At 72.3% G+C, this 14,510-nt stretch carries 13 protein-coding genes; 8 read left to right on the top strand and 5 right to left on the bottom strand.

The genetic code is table 11. From position 1 onward, the window contains the following. Window positions 1-16: 16 nt before the first annotated feature. Both ABD993_RS35015 and ABD993_RS35010 read right to left on the bottom strand, forming a co-directional pair. On the bottom strand, window positions 17-361 hold the full coding sequence (locus ABD993_RS35015; RefSeq protein WP_345428057.1) for a hypothetical protein: 345 nt from the start codon (window positions 359-361) through the stop codon (window positions 17-19). A gap of 262 nt (window positions 362-623) precedes the next feature. Then, entirely contained in the window at window positions 624-986 is a 363-nt protein-coding gene (locus ABD993_RS35010; RefSeq protein WP_345428045.1) for a hypothetical protein, read from the bottom strand. A gap of 314 nt (window positions 987-1,300) precedes the next feature. On the opposite strand from ABD993_RS35010, the gene ABD993_RS35005 reads away from it, so the two are divergent. The 3 genes from ABD993_RS35005 to ABD993_RS34995 all read left to right on the top strand — a co-directional run bounded on the left by ABD993_RS35005 (window position 1,301) and on the right by ABD993_RS34995 (window position 5,278). Then, a complete protein-coding gene (locus ABD993_RS35005) occupies window positions 1,301-2,569 on the top strand; it encodes a DUF885 domain-containing protein (RefSeq protein ID WP_345428035.1) in 1,269 nt (422 codons plus the stop codon). A 251-nt stretch (window positions 2,570-2,820) separates the two neighbouring features. Then, on the top strand, window positions 2,821-4,167 hold the full coding sequence (gene phoH2, locus ABD993_RS35000) for an RNA 5'-3' helicase PhoH2 (protein WP_345428025.1): 1,347 nt from the start codon (window positions 2,821-2,823) through the stop codon (window positions 4,165-4,167). Between the two features lie 148 nt (window positions 4,168-4,315). After that, a complete protein-coding gene (locus tag ABD993_RS34995; protein ID WP_345428014.1) occupies window positions 4,316-5,278 on the top strand; it encodes a hypothetical protein in 963 nt (320 codons plus the stop codon). 193 nt (window positions 5,279-5,471) lie between these two features. On the opposite strand, the gene ABD993_RS34990 is transcribed toward ABD993_RS34995, so the two are convergent. Next, window positions 5,472-6,911 (bottom strand): GuaB1 family IMP dehydrogenase-related protein, encoded by a 1,440-nt coding sequence (locus ABD993_RS34990; RefSeq protein ID WP_345428005.1) that lies wholly within the window; start codon window positions 6,909-6,911, stop codon window positions 5,472-5,474. A gap of 326 nt (window positions 6,912-7,237) precedes the next feature. Here ABD993_RS34990 and ABD993_RS34985 point away from each other — a divergent pair, with 326 nt between their 5' ends. The 5 genes from ABD993_RS34985 (at window position 7,238) to ABD993_RS34965 (ending at window position 11,919) form a co-directional block, all read left to right on the top strand. After that, window positions 7,238-8,863, top strand: coding sequence for a purine-cytosine permease family protein (locus ABD993_RS34985; protein ID WP_345427994.1), 1,626 nt, complete (start codon window positions 7,238-7,240; stop codon window positions 8,861-8,863). Next, window positions 8,860-9,447, top strand: coding sequence for a cysteine hydrolase family protein (locus tag ABD993_RS34980; protein ID WP_345427983.1), 588 nt, complete (start codon window positions 8,860-8,862; stop codon window positions 9,445-9,447). The genes ABD993_RS34985 and ABD993_RS34980 overlap by 4 nt, the downstream gene beginning before the upstream one ends. Window positions 9,448-9,509: 62 nt before the next feature. Then, complete coding sequence (locus ABD993_RS34975; RefSeq protein ID WP_345427973.1) at window positions 9,510-10,250, top strand: GntR family transcriptional regulator; 741 nt, start codon at window positions 9,510-9,512, stop codon at window positions 10,248-10,250. Between the two features lie 31 nt (window positions 10,251-10,281). Further along, complete coding sequence (locus ABD993_RS34970; protein ID WP_345427942.1) at window positions 10,282-11,694, top strand: amidase; 1,413 nt, start codon at window positions 10,282-10,284, stop codon at window positions 11,692-11,694. A 9-nt stretch (window positions 11,695-11,703) separates the two neighbouring features. Next, window positions 11,704-11,919 carry a hypothetical protein gene (locus ABD993_RS34965; RefSeq protein WP_345427936.1) on the top strand — a complete coding sequence of 72 codons (216 nt, stop codon included), beginning with the start codon at window positions 11,704-11,706 and terminating at the stop codon, window positions 11,917-11,919. Between the two features lie 333 nt (window positions 11,920-12,252). On the opposite strand, the gene ABD993_RS34960 is transcribed toward ABD993_RS34965, so the two are convergent. Next, window positions 12,253-13,767: an ATP-dependent DNA ligase gene (locus ABD993_RS34960; protein WP_345427929.1), complete on the bottom strand. Its 1,515-nt coding sequence runs from the start codon at window positions 13,765-13,767 to the stop codon at window positions 12,253-12,255. 31 nt (window positions 13,768-13,798) lie between these two features. Continuing rightward, on the bottom strand, window positions 13,799-14,308 hold the full coding sequence (locus tag ABD993_RS34955; RefSeq protein WP_345427910.1) for a DinB family protein: 510 nt from the start codon (window positions 14,306-14,308) through the stop codon (window positions 13,799-13,801). Window positions 14,309-14,510: the final 202 nt, after the last annotated feature.

The following is a 14,510-nucleotide window of genomic DNA, read 5'->3' as shown; positions in this document are numbered from 1 at the left end:
GAGGGGTGTCTCGGATTCAGGAGACGGTGTCGCCCGCGCCCGAGATCTGGCCGCAGGAGCGGTCGGTGTCGGTGGCGATGGCGGTGTCGGCCTTCGCGCTGCCGAACAGGCCCAGCGCGCCGGTGGCGGCACCGACGATGTCCTTGACGTTCGCCTGGCCGGCGAGGAAGCCGGCGTTGACCGGGACGTCGTTGTTGCAGGCCTGGATCGGCACGTTGACGTCGTTGCCGGAGACGTTGATCAGGCCCTTGCCCGACTTGTCGATGCCGGTGGTCGAGGTCTCGTGGGCCATCGCGAACGGCGCCATGGCGACGGCCGAGGCCGCGGTGGTGGCGGCGACGAGTGCAACCTTCTTCAGCACGTGTACTTCTCCTGTGAGTCGAGGGCTCGAAAGATTCGAGCCAGACAAGTCGGTGTCCGACCGGGGAGCCCGCACCGACTGCAGACAATCTAGAACCTGCGAACGGCTTCTGGGAAATCGTATGACTCGATCGTGTCACGACAATTTCTCGGCCGCGGTTACGGTCCCGATCGGGTGATTCGCTCAGATCATCGAAAAGGTGGAGAAAAGACGAACGCCGGGCAGCCCCGAAGGGCTGCCCGGCGTCCTGTCGGGAGGTGACTCAGCTGACCGAGTCGCCCGCGCCCGACTCCTGGCCGCAGGCGCGGTCGGTGTCGGTGGCGATGTCGGTCGAGGCGGCCGACTTGCCGAACAGGGCGGCCGCACCGGTGAGGGCACCGGTCAGGTCCTTGGCGTTGCCCTGGATCGCGCCGACGCCGGCGTTGACCGGGACGTCGTTGTTGCAGGCCTGGACCGGCACGTTGGCGTCGTTCCCGGACACGTTGATCAGGCCGGCGCCCGACTTGTCGATCCCGACGTGCTCGATGCTCTGGTAGCCACCCTTGTCGCCGGCGAAGGCGAGCGGGGACAGGGCGACGAGCGACGCGGCAACGCCGGCGACGACGATTCCAGCCTTCTTCAGCACAGTTCTTCTCCTGTTTAGTGCGGGAACCGGCGAAGGCCGGTTCCATTCGCGTCAGCGTCCGACCGGGGAGCCCACGCTGACTGAGGAGAAAGCTATCCGCCTGCCGGTCGTGTAACAAATCCGCTACGTCTATCGTGTGAGTCCGCGACGCTGCGTTTAGTTATTCCTTGGATCGGGTGAACTCGGCGGTTCCCGTGTCACCGTTTTCGTGCATGCGTGAAGACGCAGCGTGGTGGGTTCACCCGTCCGGCGCGGTTCCCGGCACGATCGTGGAGAGGCCGCCGGAGGCCCTCGTGCGGGGTAGCGTCCCGCGGATGCGGTCCGCGGGGATCAGGGCGACGGTGGTGGCACGTGACATCGCGCTGCTCGCCCTCCGACTGGACCGGCTCGTGCCCGGGACCGTGGAGTCGTGGACCGGTGATCCGGCCCTGCGGCGGCACGCCCGCTCGGGTCCCGCGCCGTCCGCCCGCGAGCTCGTCGCCGCCGCGGAGGGGTTGCGGCGGGCCTGTGAGTTCCTCGAGCTGCCGCCGGTCCGGCGCGCGTTCGTCGTGGGCGAGCTCGCCGCGCTGGACCGCATCGCCCGCACCGCAGCGGGGGACCGGGTGTCGGTGGAGGAGGAGATCCGGCAGACCTACGGCGTCGAGGTCGGCCCGGGCGACCCCGACCGCTACCGGGAGGCGCACCGGCGGATCGCCGAGCTCCTCCCGGGACCCGGCACGGTCGGGGACCGCCTCGCCGCGTACCGGCGGGCGGACGAGGTCCCGCGCGAGCGGAGGACCGCGGCGATCGGGGCGCTGGTCGAGGCGCTGCGGGCCCGCACCCGGGAGCTGGTCTCGCTGCCCGCGGGGGAGTCCGTCGCCGTCGAGCTGGTGGACGACCGCCCCTGGAGCGGGTTCACGCGCCACCTGGGCGGTGGACGCTCGGTGGCCCGCTTCGGCGCGGACGCACCCCTGCGGGCAGGACAGCTCGCCCGGCTGGTCGCGCACGAGACCTACCCCGGCCACCACGTCGAGCACCTGTTCCGGGTCGCCGCACGCGATCCCGAGCGGTCGCTGAGCCTCACCCACTCCCCGCGTGCGCTGGTGGTGGAGGGGACGGCGGACCTGGCGCTCGACGCCGTCGTCGGGCCGGGGTGGGGGGCGTGGGCCGCCGGGGTGCTCGCCGGGGTGGGGGTCCGCACCGACGGCCCGCTGGCGGAGGAGCTGGACGCGGCGATGGAGCCGTTGCAGCATGTCCGGCTCGACGCCACCCTCCTGGCCCATCGGGCGGGCCCCGAGGCGGCCCGCGAGCACGTGCGCCGGTGGCTGCTGCTGGACCACGAGCGCACCGAGCGGGTGCTGCGGTTCGTCACTGACCCGCGGTGGCGGTCGTACACGGCGACCTACGTCGTCGGGTACCCGCTGGTCCGGGCCTTCTGGGCCGGTGACGCTCCGCGTTTTCGCAGGCTGGTGGCCGAATCACTCACCCCGGCGGCACTGGTTCGTCCGGCTGCGACGAGCTGCGCCGGACAGTCGTCACCCGTCCGGGGAACCCCGACGACGGACGGTGTCGATCACGCGATGAGCGGTCGGCCGTTGTGTTAATTCTGGGGTCCGACGGTCCCTGCGACCGAAGGTCACCCTTGACCGCATGAGGGTGACCGCTAGTAGCGTCTGCGGTGGCGGTGCGTACCGATCGCATCGTCCGGGGAGGCCCTGAACGTGGTGTTGCGAAGCACCCGAGAGGGCCGGCACCCGGCCCTCGCGGGTGTGCGAGCCCAGCTCGTGCATCCGCACCAGGGCCGGCCGGCCCACCGGAAGAGTGGGCGTGGTGCCGCGCTCACGAGGGAGCACCCGTGACCGATCGTCGTACGGCCCCGGTCCAGGAGAGCGGTTCCGACCGCGCTGCCCGTTGCTACGTGCTCGACACCTCGGTTCTCCTCTCGGACCCGTGGTCACTGACCAGGTTCGAGGAGCACCAGGTCGTCCTCCCGCTCGTGGTGATCTCCGAACTCGAGGGCAAGCGACACCACCCCGAGCTCGGCTGGTTCGCCCGCGCGGCGCTCCGCCAGCTCGACGACCTCCGGATCGCGCACGGCAGGCTGGACGCGCCCGTGCCGATCGGCGAGGCCGGGGGGACGCTCCACGTGGAGCTGAACCACAGCGACCAGTCCGTGCTGCCGAGCGGCTTCCGCGCCGACACCAACGACAGCCGGATCCTGGCGTGTGCGCTGAACCTGCAGGCCGAGTACGGCGCGGCCCGCGAGGTCGTGCTCGTCACCAAGGACATGCCGCTGCGGGTCAAGGCGTCCGCGGTCGGCCTGCCCGCGGACGAGTACCACGGCCAGGACGTCGTCCCCTCCGGCTGGACGGGGATGGCGGACGTCGAGGTGCGGGCCGAGGAGATCGACGCCCTCTTCCGGGACGGCGTGCTGGACAACCCGGAGGCCGCCGAGCTGCCCTGCAACACGGGCATCCGGCTGCTCGGTGGCTCGTCCGCAGCGCTCGGCCGGGTCACCCCGGACAAGCAGATCAAGCTGGTCCGCGGCGACCGGGAGGCCTTCGGGCTGCACGGGCGCTCCGCCGAGCAGCGGGTCGCGCTGGACCTGCTGCTGGACCCGGAGGTCGGCATCGTCTCCCTCGGTGGCCGGGCCGGCACCGGGAAGTCGGCGCTCGCCCTGCTCGCCGGGCTCGAGGCGGTCATGGAGCGCCAGCAGCACCGCAAGATCGTGGTCTTCCGGCCGCTCTACGCCGTCGGGGGGCAGGAGCTCGGGTACCTGCCCGGCAGCGAGGCCGAGAAGATGGGGCCCTGGGCCCAGGCGGTGTTCGACACGCTCAGCGCCATCGTCAGCCAGAACGTGGTGGACGAGATCATCGCCCGCGGGATGCTGGAGGTCCTCCCGCTGACCCACATCCGCGGCCGGTCGCTGCACGACACCTTCGTCATCGTCGACGAGGCCCAGTCGCTGGAGCGCAACGTCCTGCTCACGGTGCTCTCCCGGCTGGGCACCGCCTCGCGCGTCGTGCTGACCCACGACGTCGCGCAGCGGGACAACCTGCGGGTCGGCCGCCACGACGGCATCGCCGCGGTGATCGAGAAGCTCAAGGGACACCCGCTGTTCGCCCACGTCACGCTGACCCGGTCGGAACGCTCCCCGATCGCGGCCCTGGTGACGGAGATGCTGGAGGGCCCGAACGCCTGACCCTCCCCTTTGCGCACAAACGGCACTTTCGTGCGGTAGGTCCGCACGAAAGTGCCGTTTGTGCGTCGCGGGAGGGCGTTCATCCACAGGTTGTGGGGGTTGTGGACAGCCGGCGCGACGGACAGCGTTCCCGATTCATCATCTGTGGGTGCCTCGACGATCTCTCGCTCTCGCCCCCGACCAGGTCGCGACGCTGTGCTCCGCCACGATCGTTCGGGTCTCCGCGCTGGAGAGCCTCGGGGTGCCGCGCCGCACGATCTACGAGCGCTGTCGGCCCGGGGGTCCCTGGCGCACGTTGCTTCCGGGGATCGTCGGGCTCACCAACGGTCCTCCCACACGGGACGACCGCCGCCGCGCCGCGCTCGTCTACGCCGGCCCCGGTGCGGTCCTCACCGGGCTCGACGCGCTCCAGATCCACGGGATGCGGAGAGTGCCTCCGCCGAGCGGGCCCGTGCACGTTCTGATCCCTCACGATCGTCGCCGCCTGGGTGCCGGCCAGGTCCTCTCCGAACGGACCGAACGTCTGCCGCGCGCGAGGCCGGGTCGGTGGCCGCTCGCCCCGTTGTCGCGTGCAGTCCTCGACTTCTGCCGTCGAAGTCGCGACCGCGAGCAGATCAGGACCGCTCTCGCCGAAGCGGTCCAGCGGGGTGGGTGCACGCCCGGCGAGCTGCTCGGCGAGCTCAATGCGGGCAGCCACCGGGGATCGGCGGTCCCGCGCTCCGTCCTGACGGAGATCGTCGGCGGAGTGCGCTCCGTGGCGGAGGCGCACGCACGGGAGGTCCTCCTCGCCGCCGGGCTCCCCGCGCCGATGTGGAACCCGACCCTCCGCACGGCGGCAGGCGAGATCCTGCCCTGCCCGGATGCCTGGTTCGACGACGTCGCCCTCGCCTGGGAGATCGACTCCGTCGAGTTCCACTACGACGTCGCCGACTACGAACGCACGGTCGAACGACACTCGCGCATGACGTCGTACGGCATCGTCGTGGTCCACACCGTCCCCCGGGCCCTCCGTTCTCGGCGCTCCGAAGTCGTCGACGAACTCCGCCGAGCGCACGCTCTCGCGCGACTGCGTCCACGACCCGACATCCACGCGGCTGCCGCCGGCTCCTGAGCATCCCTGCCTGCACGAAAGTGCCGTTTGTGCGGACCTACCGCACGAACGGCACTTTCGTGCACTGGATTGCCGCGCGTCGGGCCACGAACTCTTGCGCACCCCGGCTCCTGCGCACCCGGGTTTGCGCACGAACGGCACTCTTGAGCGGACCTACCGCACCAACGGCACTTTCGTGCGGGTGGGGTGGGGGTCAGAGGCCGTGGGGGGTGCCCTCGGTGAAGCCCGCTTGGGTCTGGATGCCGATGACCGCGCGCTCGTGGAGCTCCTCCAGGGAGCGGGCGCCTGCGTACGTGCAGGCGCTGCGGACGCCGGCGGCGATGCCGTCGAGCACGTCCTCGACGCCGGGGCGGGCCGGGTCGAGGTGCTGGCGGGAGCTGGAGATGCCCTCCTCGAACAGGCCCTTGCGGGCGCGGTCGAAGTCGTTGTCGCCACGGGTCCGTGCGGTCACAGCCCGCTTCGAGGCCATGCCGAAGGACTCCTTGTAGGCCCGGCCGTTCTCGTCCCGGAGGAGGTCGCCGGGGGACTCGTAGGTCCCGGCCAGCCATGAGCCGATCATCACCGAGGCGGCGCCTGCGGCCAGCGCGAGAGCGACGTCCCGCGGGAACCGCGCGCCGCCGTCCGCCCAGATCGCCACCCCGTGCTCGCGGCCCGCCGCCGCGCACTCCAGCACGGAGGAGAACTGGGGCCGCCCGACACCGGTCATCATCCGGGTGGTGCACATCGCCCCGGGGCCGACGCCCACCTTGACCACGTCCGCCCCCGCGGCGGCGAGGTCGCGGACGCCCTCCGCCGTCACCACGTTGCCCGCGGCGATCGGGACCGGCAGACCGGAGTCCCGCACGACCGCGCGGACCGCGCGCAGCGCCTCGGTCATCTTGTCCTGGTGCCCGTGCGCGGTGTCGACGACGAGGACGTCCACCCCGGCGTCGAGCAGGGCCTTCGCCTTGGTCGGGACGTCCCCGTTGATCCCGATCGCCGCCGCCGTGCGCAGCCGTCCCCGCGCGTCGAGCGCCGGGGTGTAGATCCCGGCCCGGACCGCGCCGAGTGAGGTGAGCAGGCCCGCGAGCCTGCCCTCGTCGTCCAGCCCCAGCGCCACGCCCGAGCCGCCGAGGGCGTCGAACACCTCGCGGGGCGGGGTGCCGAGGGGCAGCGCCGCCGCCGGCGTGTCGAGCACGTCGGCCAGCCGGGTGAAGCGGTCGACGCCCTGGCAGGGCGCCTCGTTCACGACGCCGACTGGCCGACCGCCGTCGTCGACCACCACCACCGTGTCGTGCGCGCGCTTGTGCAGCAGGTTCAGCGCATCTGCCACCGCGTCCCCGGTGCGGAGCACGAGGGGGGTGTCCCACACCGGGTGCCGCGACTTGATCCAGCCGACGATCTCGGCCACGGCCTCGGGCGCGACGTCCTGGGGCAGCACGGTCAGCGCCCCGCGGCGGGCGAGCGTCTCGGCCATCCGGCGCCCGGCGACCGCGGTCATGTTCGCGGCGACGACGGGCACGGTCGCACCGGTGTCGTCCGCGGTCGTGAGGTCGACGTCGAAGCGGGAGGCCACGGTGGACCGCCCCGGGACGAGGAATACGTCGTCGTAGGTGAGGTCGGAACGGGGCTGGTGACCGTCGATGAAGCGCACGGAAAGCGAAGGATAGTCGCCTCCGGCGTGCCGTGGTGGCCGCCGCGGGCGGATATATCGTCCGATTCGGGACGTCCCCGCTGGGCGGTCGCGCCCGGTCCCTCGACGCGTGACCGAGGGACCGAGCCCGGCGGAGTTGCGCGCGTTCCGGCGCGGCGATGATCTTCGTCGCGATTCCTGCAGGTCAGCGCGCTGCCGACGGGCCCACGACGGCGCAACCCGGCGCAACGCGGCACGTCATCGGGCCGCAACGGTCCCTTCGTAGCTTTCCCGGCGACACCGAGGAGCACCGGAGGCCCGCAGTGAAAGTCGCTGACAACCCTCAGATGGAGGACTACTCCCTGAGGTACACGCCCAGCTCGTTCCGCAACTGGTCGCCGTGGATGGTGTTCCTGTCCTGCCTGGTCGGGCTCTCGGCGATGGCGGGGTACGCGCTCGACGCCGCCTTCGTCAACGAGTTCGGCTTCGCGAACTCGGTGTGGGGCTTCGCCATCGCGAGCGTGGTGACGCTCCCGCTCACGATCGTCATCGCGTTCGCGATCGCCCGCAAGCACATCGACATCGACCTGCTCACCCGTGGTTCCGGCTTCGGCTACCTCGGTTCCACCGTCACCAGCCTGGTCTACGCCACCTACACCCTGATCTTCCTGGCCTACGAGGGCGCGATCATGGCCCAGGCGGTGACGGCACTGTCCGGGTTGGACATCCACTGGTCCTACGTGGTCGTCGCGGTCGTGATGATCCCGCTGACGCTCTACGGGATGAGCTTCTCGTCGAGGTTCCAGGCCTGGACCTGGCCGATCTGGGTCGCGCTGATCGGCGTCGCGGTCGTCACCGCGGCCACGGCCCCGGACGCGGGCGCCCACATGCTGAACCCGCAGCCCCAGGGGAGCACGGCCTCGGCGCTGGGGCTGAGCTTCGTCGCGATCTTCGTGATCGCCGCGGCCAACCTGTCGCTGGCCACCCAGGTCGGGGAGCAGGGCGACTACCTGCGGCTGATGCCCGACCCGTTGCCCGGCAGGCGGGTCCGCTGGCGCGCGGCGGTGATCATGGGCGGGCCCGGGTTCGCGCTGTTCGCGATGGTCATCTTCTTCGCCTCGACCTTGCTCGTCGGCTACGCCGACACGCAGGCGCCCGCGGACCAGGTCGCCCTGCCGGTGGACCTGTTCACAGTGGTCTACCAGCGACTCACCGGCAACCACACGGCTGCGCTCGTGCTCGCCGGGGTGCTGGTGCTGCTGTCCCAGATCAAGATCAACATCATGAACACCTACAGCGGCTCGCTGTCCTGGTCGAACTTCTTCTCGCGGATCCTGCACCGGCACCCGGGCCGGGCCGTGTGGGTGGTGTTCCAGGTGGCGCTGTCGCTGGTGCTCATGGAGCTGGACATCTTCGACAACATCGTCACCGTGCTCGGCGTGTACGCCAACGTCGGGATCGCCTGGATCGGCGCCATGGTCTCCGACCTGGTGATCAACAAGCGGTTGTTGAAGATCGGGCCCTCGCACGTCGAGTTCCGTCGCGCGCACCTCTACAACGTCAACCCCGTCGGCTTCGGGTCCATGGTGGTCGCGGCGGCGGTCTCGCTGGTCGCCTACTTCGGCCTCTTCGGCGCGACGATGGCCGCGCTCGCCCCCTTCGTGTCGCTGGTGCTGGCCCTGGTCCTGCCGCCGGTGATCGCGCTGGCCACGAAGGGGCGCTTCTACGAGGCCCGGACCAGCGAGTTCCCGCCGGACACGAGCGAGGCCGAGTGCGTGCGGTGCGCCGGGACCTACGAGCTGATCGACATGGCCACCTGCCCCTTCCACGACGGCGCCATCTGCTCGCTCTGCTGCTCGACAGAGGGTGCCTGCCACGACTCCTGCAAGCCGCACGCCTGGCTGCCCGGCCGGACCGAGCTGGGGATGCCCCGGGTCGGCGTGCCCGCCATGATTACGGAGGGAACCTCATGACCAGCGCACTCGTCGTCGTCGACATGCAGAACGGGTTCTGCGAGCCCGCGGGCTCGGTGCCCCGTGTCGGACTCGGGCTGGCAGGCGTGGAGGCCGCCGTCGCCCAGGCCGCGGCGGCCGTGCGGGCGGCGCGGGCGGTGGGGATGCCGGTCGTCTTCACCCGCCACGTCTACCGGCCCGGCCGCGCGGACGAGGGTGCCAACCTGTCCGCCATGGCGGACCTCGCGGCGCTCGACGGGCTGCTCCTGGGCACCTGGGACGCCGAGGTCGTCGACGACCTGGGCTGGTCCCCCGCCGATCTCACGGTGGACAAGTGCCGGTTCGACGCCTTCCTCTGGACCTCGCTCGATCCGCTGCTGCGCGGGCTGGGTGCGGACCACCTGAACGTCTGCGGGGTCGTCACGAACATCTGTGTCGAGTCGACGGTGCGCGCGGCGTTCATGCGCGACTACCGGGTCACCCTGCTCGCCGACGCCTGCGCGGCTGCCACCCCGCGGCTGCACGAGGCGGGTGTGGAGGTGATGGGGGAGTGCGGGTTCGCGACGGTCGCGCGGGCCGCCGACCTCGCGACGGTGTCGGCATGAGCAACGCCGCGGTGATCTGCCCGCCACCCCGGCGCAACCCGGCGTTCCTACCGTCACGAGCCGTGAGTGCGCCGGCGTCGAGACACCCCGGCCGCCGTGAGCAGGAGGTCCGGCGGCTCCGGGACCTGCTGCGCTCGGCGTTGCTCGCCGACCGGTTCCCCGGGGGCGCCCTGCCCCCGGAGAACGAGCTGATGGCGGCGTACGGGGCCACCCGCGCCGCCGTCCGGGAGGCCTTGGCGATGCTGCGGGCCGAGGGGCTGATCGAGCGCCTGCCCGGTGTCGGGACGCACGTCATGGTCGATCCGCCCCGCACGGACATGGACGAGGCGCTCGGGGTGAAACGCGGCGCGATGTACACCTTCACCACGCCGCCCCGGATCCTCGACCGTTCGACGGTCCCCGCTCCGCCGACCCTTGCCGCCTCGCTCGGGATCGAGCCGGGGGAGCCGGTGCTCCGCCTCGAGTACGTGGCCATGAACGAGGGCCTGCCGGCCGCCGTCGCGACCAACTACGTGGTCTTCCCGGAGGCCGAACGGCTCCTCGCCACGCCGTTCCACGGACACTGGTACCAGCTGATGGCAGACGCGGGCGTCGTCCTCGGCGAGTCCGAGTTCGTGATCGACTGCGTGGCCGCCGACCCGATGGCGGCCGGGCTGCTCGACGTCCCGCCCGGCTTCCCGCTGTTGGCGATCGAGCAGACCATCGCCGACCCCACGGGCCGCGTGATCGACGTGGCCTTCCTGCGCATTCGGCCGGACCGCTTCCGGTTCGTCTCCCGTGCCGCCGCGTCCGACCTGCTCTGACCACCGTCCCATCCTGTTCTGGAGGACAGCTGTGCCCTCGACCCTGACCGACGCCGCCGCGGCCCTGCGCGCAGGCACCACGACCAGCCGCGCCCTGACCGAGGCGGCGATCGACACCGCCGACCGGCTCGACGAACGGATCGGCACCTACCTCGTCCGCTTCGACGACCTGGCCCTCGCGGCGGCCGACCGAGCCGACGCCGAGCTCGCTGCAGGCCACGACCGCGGCCCGCTGCACGGGATCCCGTTCGGGGTCAAGGACATCCTCGCCACGGCCGACGGCCCGACGACCGCACAGTCCCTCGTCCTCGACCGCACCTGGGGCGAGGGCCGGGACGCCCCGGTCGTCGCGCGGCTGAAGGCGGCGGGGGCGGTGATCACCGGCAAGACGACGACGATGGAGTTCGCCTGCGGCATGCCGGACCCGGCGAAGCCGTTCCCGGTGCCCCGCAACCCCTGGGACCTCGAGACCTGGCCCGGCGGGTCCAGCTCGGGGACGGGCTCGGGCGTCGCGGCCGGGATGTTCCTCGCGGGGCTCGGCACGGACACCGCGGGCAGCATCCGGATCCCGGCGGCGATGTGCGGGATCACCGGCCTGATGCCGACGTTCGGTCGGGTGCCGAAGTCCGGGTGCGTCCCGCTGGGATACAGCCTGGACCACATCGGACCCATGGCTCGATCCGCGGTGGATTGTGCGTCCGTGCTCGAGGTCATCGCCGGGCCGCACGCGAGTGACCCCGACTGCGTCGACGCCCCGTTCGCCGCGCCCCCGCTCGGCGAGGGGGACCTCGCGGGCCTGCGCGTCGGCGTGGTGCGGGAGGGGCACTTCCCGGACGGTGCGGACCCGGCACTGCCCGGGCTGTTCGACGACGCGGTCGCCCAGCTGACAGCCCTCGGGGCGACCGTCGTCGAGGTCGAGCTGCCCTACCGGGCCGAGATGATGACCGCGGACATGGTCACGATGGCCGCCGAGGCACTGGCCTACCACCGCACCGACATGTCCACGCGGTGGACCGACTACTTCGCCGCCACCCGCGCGATCCTCGCCCAGGGGGCCATGGTGTCCGGCGCGGACTACGTGCAGGCCCAGCGGATGCGCCGGGCCGCGCAGCTGGCGTTGCGCGGGCTGTTCGCCGACGTCGACGTCGTCGTCTGCCCGACGCTCTCGGTCGCCGCGCCGCCGCTGGCGGGCTACCTCGACGGCACCGCGGAGATCCTCGAGCTCTTCACCCACATCCACACGGGGTACTGGGACTCCGTCGGCAACCCGGTGCTGGCGCTGCCGATGGGACACAGCGCAGCGGGTCTCCCGCTGTCGCTGCAGATCGCGGGCCGCCCCTTCGAGGAGGCGACCCTGCTCCGCGCCGGTGCGGCCTTCCAGCGCGCCACCACCCACCACCTGCGGGTCCCCTTGCTGGTGACCGCCGAGACCGCCGCCGCCTGAGGAGCCGTCATGTCCGAGACCGACCCTGTGATCGATACCGTTCGCGCCCTGCTCGCCGCCGCCCACCTCCCCGCCTCCGACGCCGAGATCGAGGCTTACGCCATCGGCTACCCGGGCCTGCGGGCCGGGGTCGAGGCGCTCTACGCCGCCCCGGAGGTGCGCTACCTCGACCCCGCCCTGCGCTTCCAGGCCGACCCGGGGCCCGCGGCGGACTGGGCGGGCTGACCGCGCCCCCCACCCTCCCCGCGCCTTACCCGCCAGGTGATCGTTCCGAGCGGGACAGGAGCGCTCCCCGACCCGCCCCCGTGTCCCACTCGGATCGATCATGAGCGTGTGATCGTTCCGAGTGGGACGGGACGGCCGGCCGGACAGCGCTCGGGCGACGCCCGGAACGATCATGGGGCGGTAATGATCATGGAGCGGTTCGGGCGGTCGTGTCCGTGCTCGCGGTGGTGCCGGCCGCCGCTCCTCCCCGGACGGGCGGAGTCGTCCTGCAGCGCCTGGGTGAGGAGCGCGCGACCCGCGGGGTGTGAGGGCGCGACTCGCGGGGAGTGGAGGTTAGAGGAGGGCTTGGACGGCGGGGAGGTCGTCTGCCTCGGCGGGGGTCTTGTCGGGGCGGTAGCGCAGGACCCGGGCGAAGCGCAGGGCCACCCCGCCGGGATAGCGGACGCTGCGTTGGGCGCCGTCCACGGCGATCTCCACGACCAGCTCCGGGCGCAGCTCGACCACGTGCCCGTCGTCGTGGACCGCGAGGCCGGGGAACTGCCGCGTCTGCCAGGCGAGCAGCTCGTCCGTCATGCCCTTGAAGGTCTTGCCGACCATGATCGGCGGGCCGCCTTCCGGATCCCGCGCGCCGAGGTGGATGTTCGACAGGAACCCGGTGCGCCGCCCGTACCCCCACTCCGCGCCGATCACCACGAGGTCCAGGGTGTGCACGGGTTTGACCTTCTGCCACGCCTTGCCCCGCCGCCCGGCTGCGTACGGCGCGTCCAACGCCTTCACCACCACGCCCTCGTGCCCGGCGGACAACGCGCTGTCGAGCACCTGGGCGGCCTCCTCGACCGAGGGGCGCCGGACGCCGGGCATCGTCAGCTCCGGCGCCGCGGACAGCAACCCGGCCAGCGTGTCCAGCCGGACGGACAGCGGCTCGTCCACCAGGTCAGTGCCGTCCAGGTGCAGCAGGTCGAAGAAGAACGGCGACAGCAGGACCTCCTCCGAACCCCCCGACCCGAAGCGGGACATGGTGTCCTGGAACTTGCGGGGGCGGCCCTCCTCGTCCAGGGCGAGGGTCTCGCCGTCGAGCACGACCTCCCGGCAGGGCAGGGCGCGGACCCGCGCGAGCAGCTCGGGCACCGCGTCCGTGATCTCCCGGAGGGACCGGGTCCAGACCCGCACCGAGGACGCGCTGCGGTGCACCTGGATGCGCGCACCGTCCAGCTTGTACTCGACGGTCACCTCCGAGCCCAGGGACTCCAGCGCCGTGTCGAGGGAGGAGCCGGGGGACGCGAGCATCGGCCGGAGCGGGCGCCCGACGGCCAGCCGCACCGCCTCCAGCCCCTCCACCCCGCGGAGCAGCGCGGTCTCCGCGGTGTCGGGCAGCCGACCGGAGAGCATGAACGCCCGCCGCACCACCGGCGCCGGGACCGCGGCGGCCTCCGCGACGGCCTCGAGCATCACACCCTCGAGGGCGCCCTGGCGCAGCTCCCCGCCGAGCAGCCGGGCGAGGAACCGCTGTTCCGGCTCGGTCGCGGCGCCGAATAACGAGCCCAGCAGCTCGGCGCGGCGGCGAGTCGAGCCCGCACCGGAGGTCCTGGCGAGCGCGGTGAGCAGCGAGTCGACCTGCGAGACCGACAGCGACGGCCCCGCCGCGGGCTCGGGGAGGGCGCCGGACAGCGTGCGCCACCCGACCCCGATCCGGCCCTGCCGCGGCTCGCCGGACAGCCAGGCCGTGGCAGGTCCCACCTCAAGGGCGTCCGCCCGGCGCAGCAGCGCGGCCAGCGCCGCCGACTTCGCCTTGCGCGAGCGGGTGGCGCCGACCGCGGCCGACGCCTCGACCACCTCGTTCAGCAGCACGGGTGCATCAGAGCACAGACCACCGACACTCTCAGCCCATCGACTTCTGGCCGTCGATGGTCTCCCGGATGAGGTCCGCGTGGCCGGCGTGCTGCGCGGTCTCCGCGACGATGTGCACCAGCACCCGCCGCGCCGACCAGGCCTTGTCGGTGAACCACGGCGCGTCCGGCAGCGGGTGCGCGATGTCGAGCGAGGGCAGCGCGGCCACGACATCCTCGGTGCGGGCCGCGACCCGCTCGTACTCGGCGAGCAACCCCTCCAGCGTCTCACCGGGGAGCATCCGGAAGCTGTCCGCGTGCTCGGCCGCGCTGTCCTCGGTGAGCTCCATCGAGGCCGCCCCCTCGAGCAGGAAGGTGACCCAGCTCCGCTCGGACTCCGCGACGTGCTTGATCAGCCCGCCGAGGCAGAGCTCGCTCGCCGTGGGCGTCGACGCGGCCTGCTCGTCGGTCAGCCCCTGCACCGCGTAGCGGAAAAGGAACCGGTGCGTGGCCAGCGCCGAGAGCAGGTCGGCCTTCTCGTCGATCACGGCGGTGGTGGTCATGGTGTCCTCCGGATGGCTCGTTCCTGCTGGTAGGAGTGACAGTAGGGGAGATACCGGTCAGTTCTCGGCCGCAATCCGACCCCTCGGGTCGAAGAGCCTCCGCGTGCCCGTCGGTCCACCCGTTCGGACGACGGCTCGGCCGGCGGGGCGCGGCCCCGGCGCGCAGGTCCGGGTCGGCTACGGTGGGCACGGTCAGGGCTGC

The sequence above is a fragment of the Pseudonocardia xishanensis genome (assembly GCF_039541715.1).
Lineage (GTDB): Bacteria > Actinomycetota > Actinomycetes > Mycobacteriales > Pseudonocardiaceae > Pseudonocardia > Pseudonocardia xishanensis.
This window is presented reverse-complemented; position numbering and strand designations above follow the sequence as displayed.

What these genes read in the sequence shown, in the direction of transcription:
- ABD993_RS35005 (WP_345428035.1), top strand. Translation starts at nt 1,301, where the DNA reads ATGCGGTCCGCGGGGATCAGGGCGACGGTGGTGGCACGTGACATCGCG.
- ABD993_RS34985 (WP_345427994.1), top strand. Translation starts at nt 7,238, where the DNA reads ATGGAGGACTACTCCCTGAGGTACACGCCCAGCTCGTTCCGCAACTGG.
- ABD993_RS34980 (WP_345427983.1), top strand. Translation starts at nt 8,860, where the DNA reads ATGACCAGCGCACTCGTCGTCGTCGACATGCAGAACGGGTTCTGCGAG.
- ABD993_RS34965 (WP_345427936.1), top strand. Translation starts at nt 11,704, where the DNA reads ATGTCCGAGACCGACCCTGTGATCGATACCGTTCGCGCCCTGCTCGCC.
- ABD993_RS34955 (WP_345427910.1), bottom strand. Translation starts at nt 14,308, where the DNA reads ATGACCACCACCGCCGTGATCGACGAGAAGGCCGACCTGCTCTCGGCG.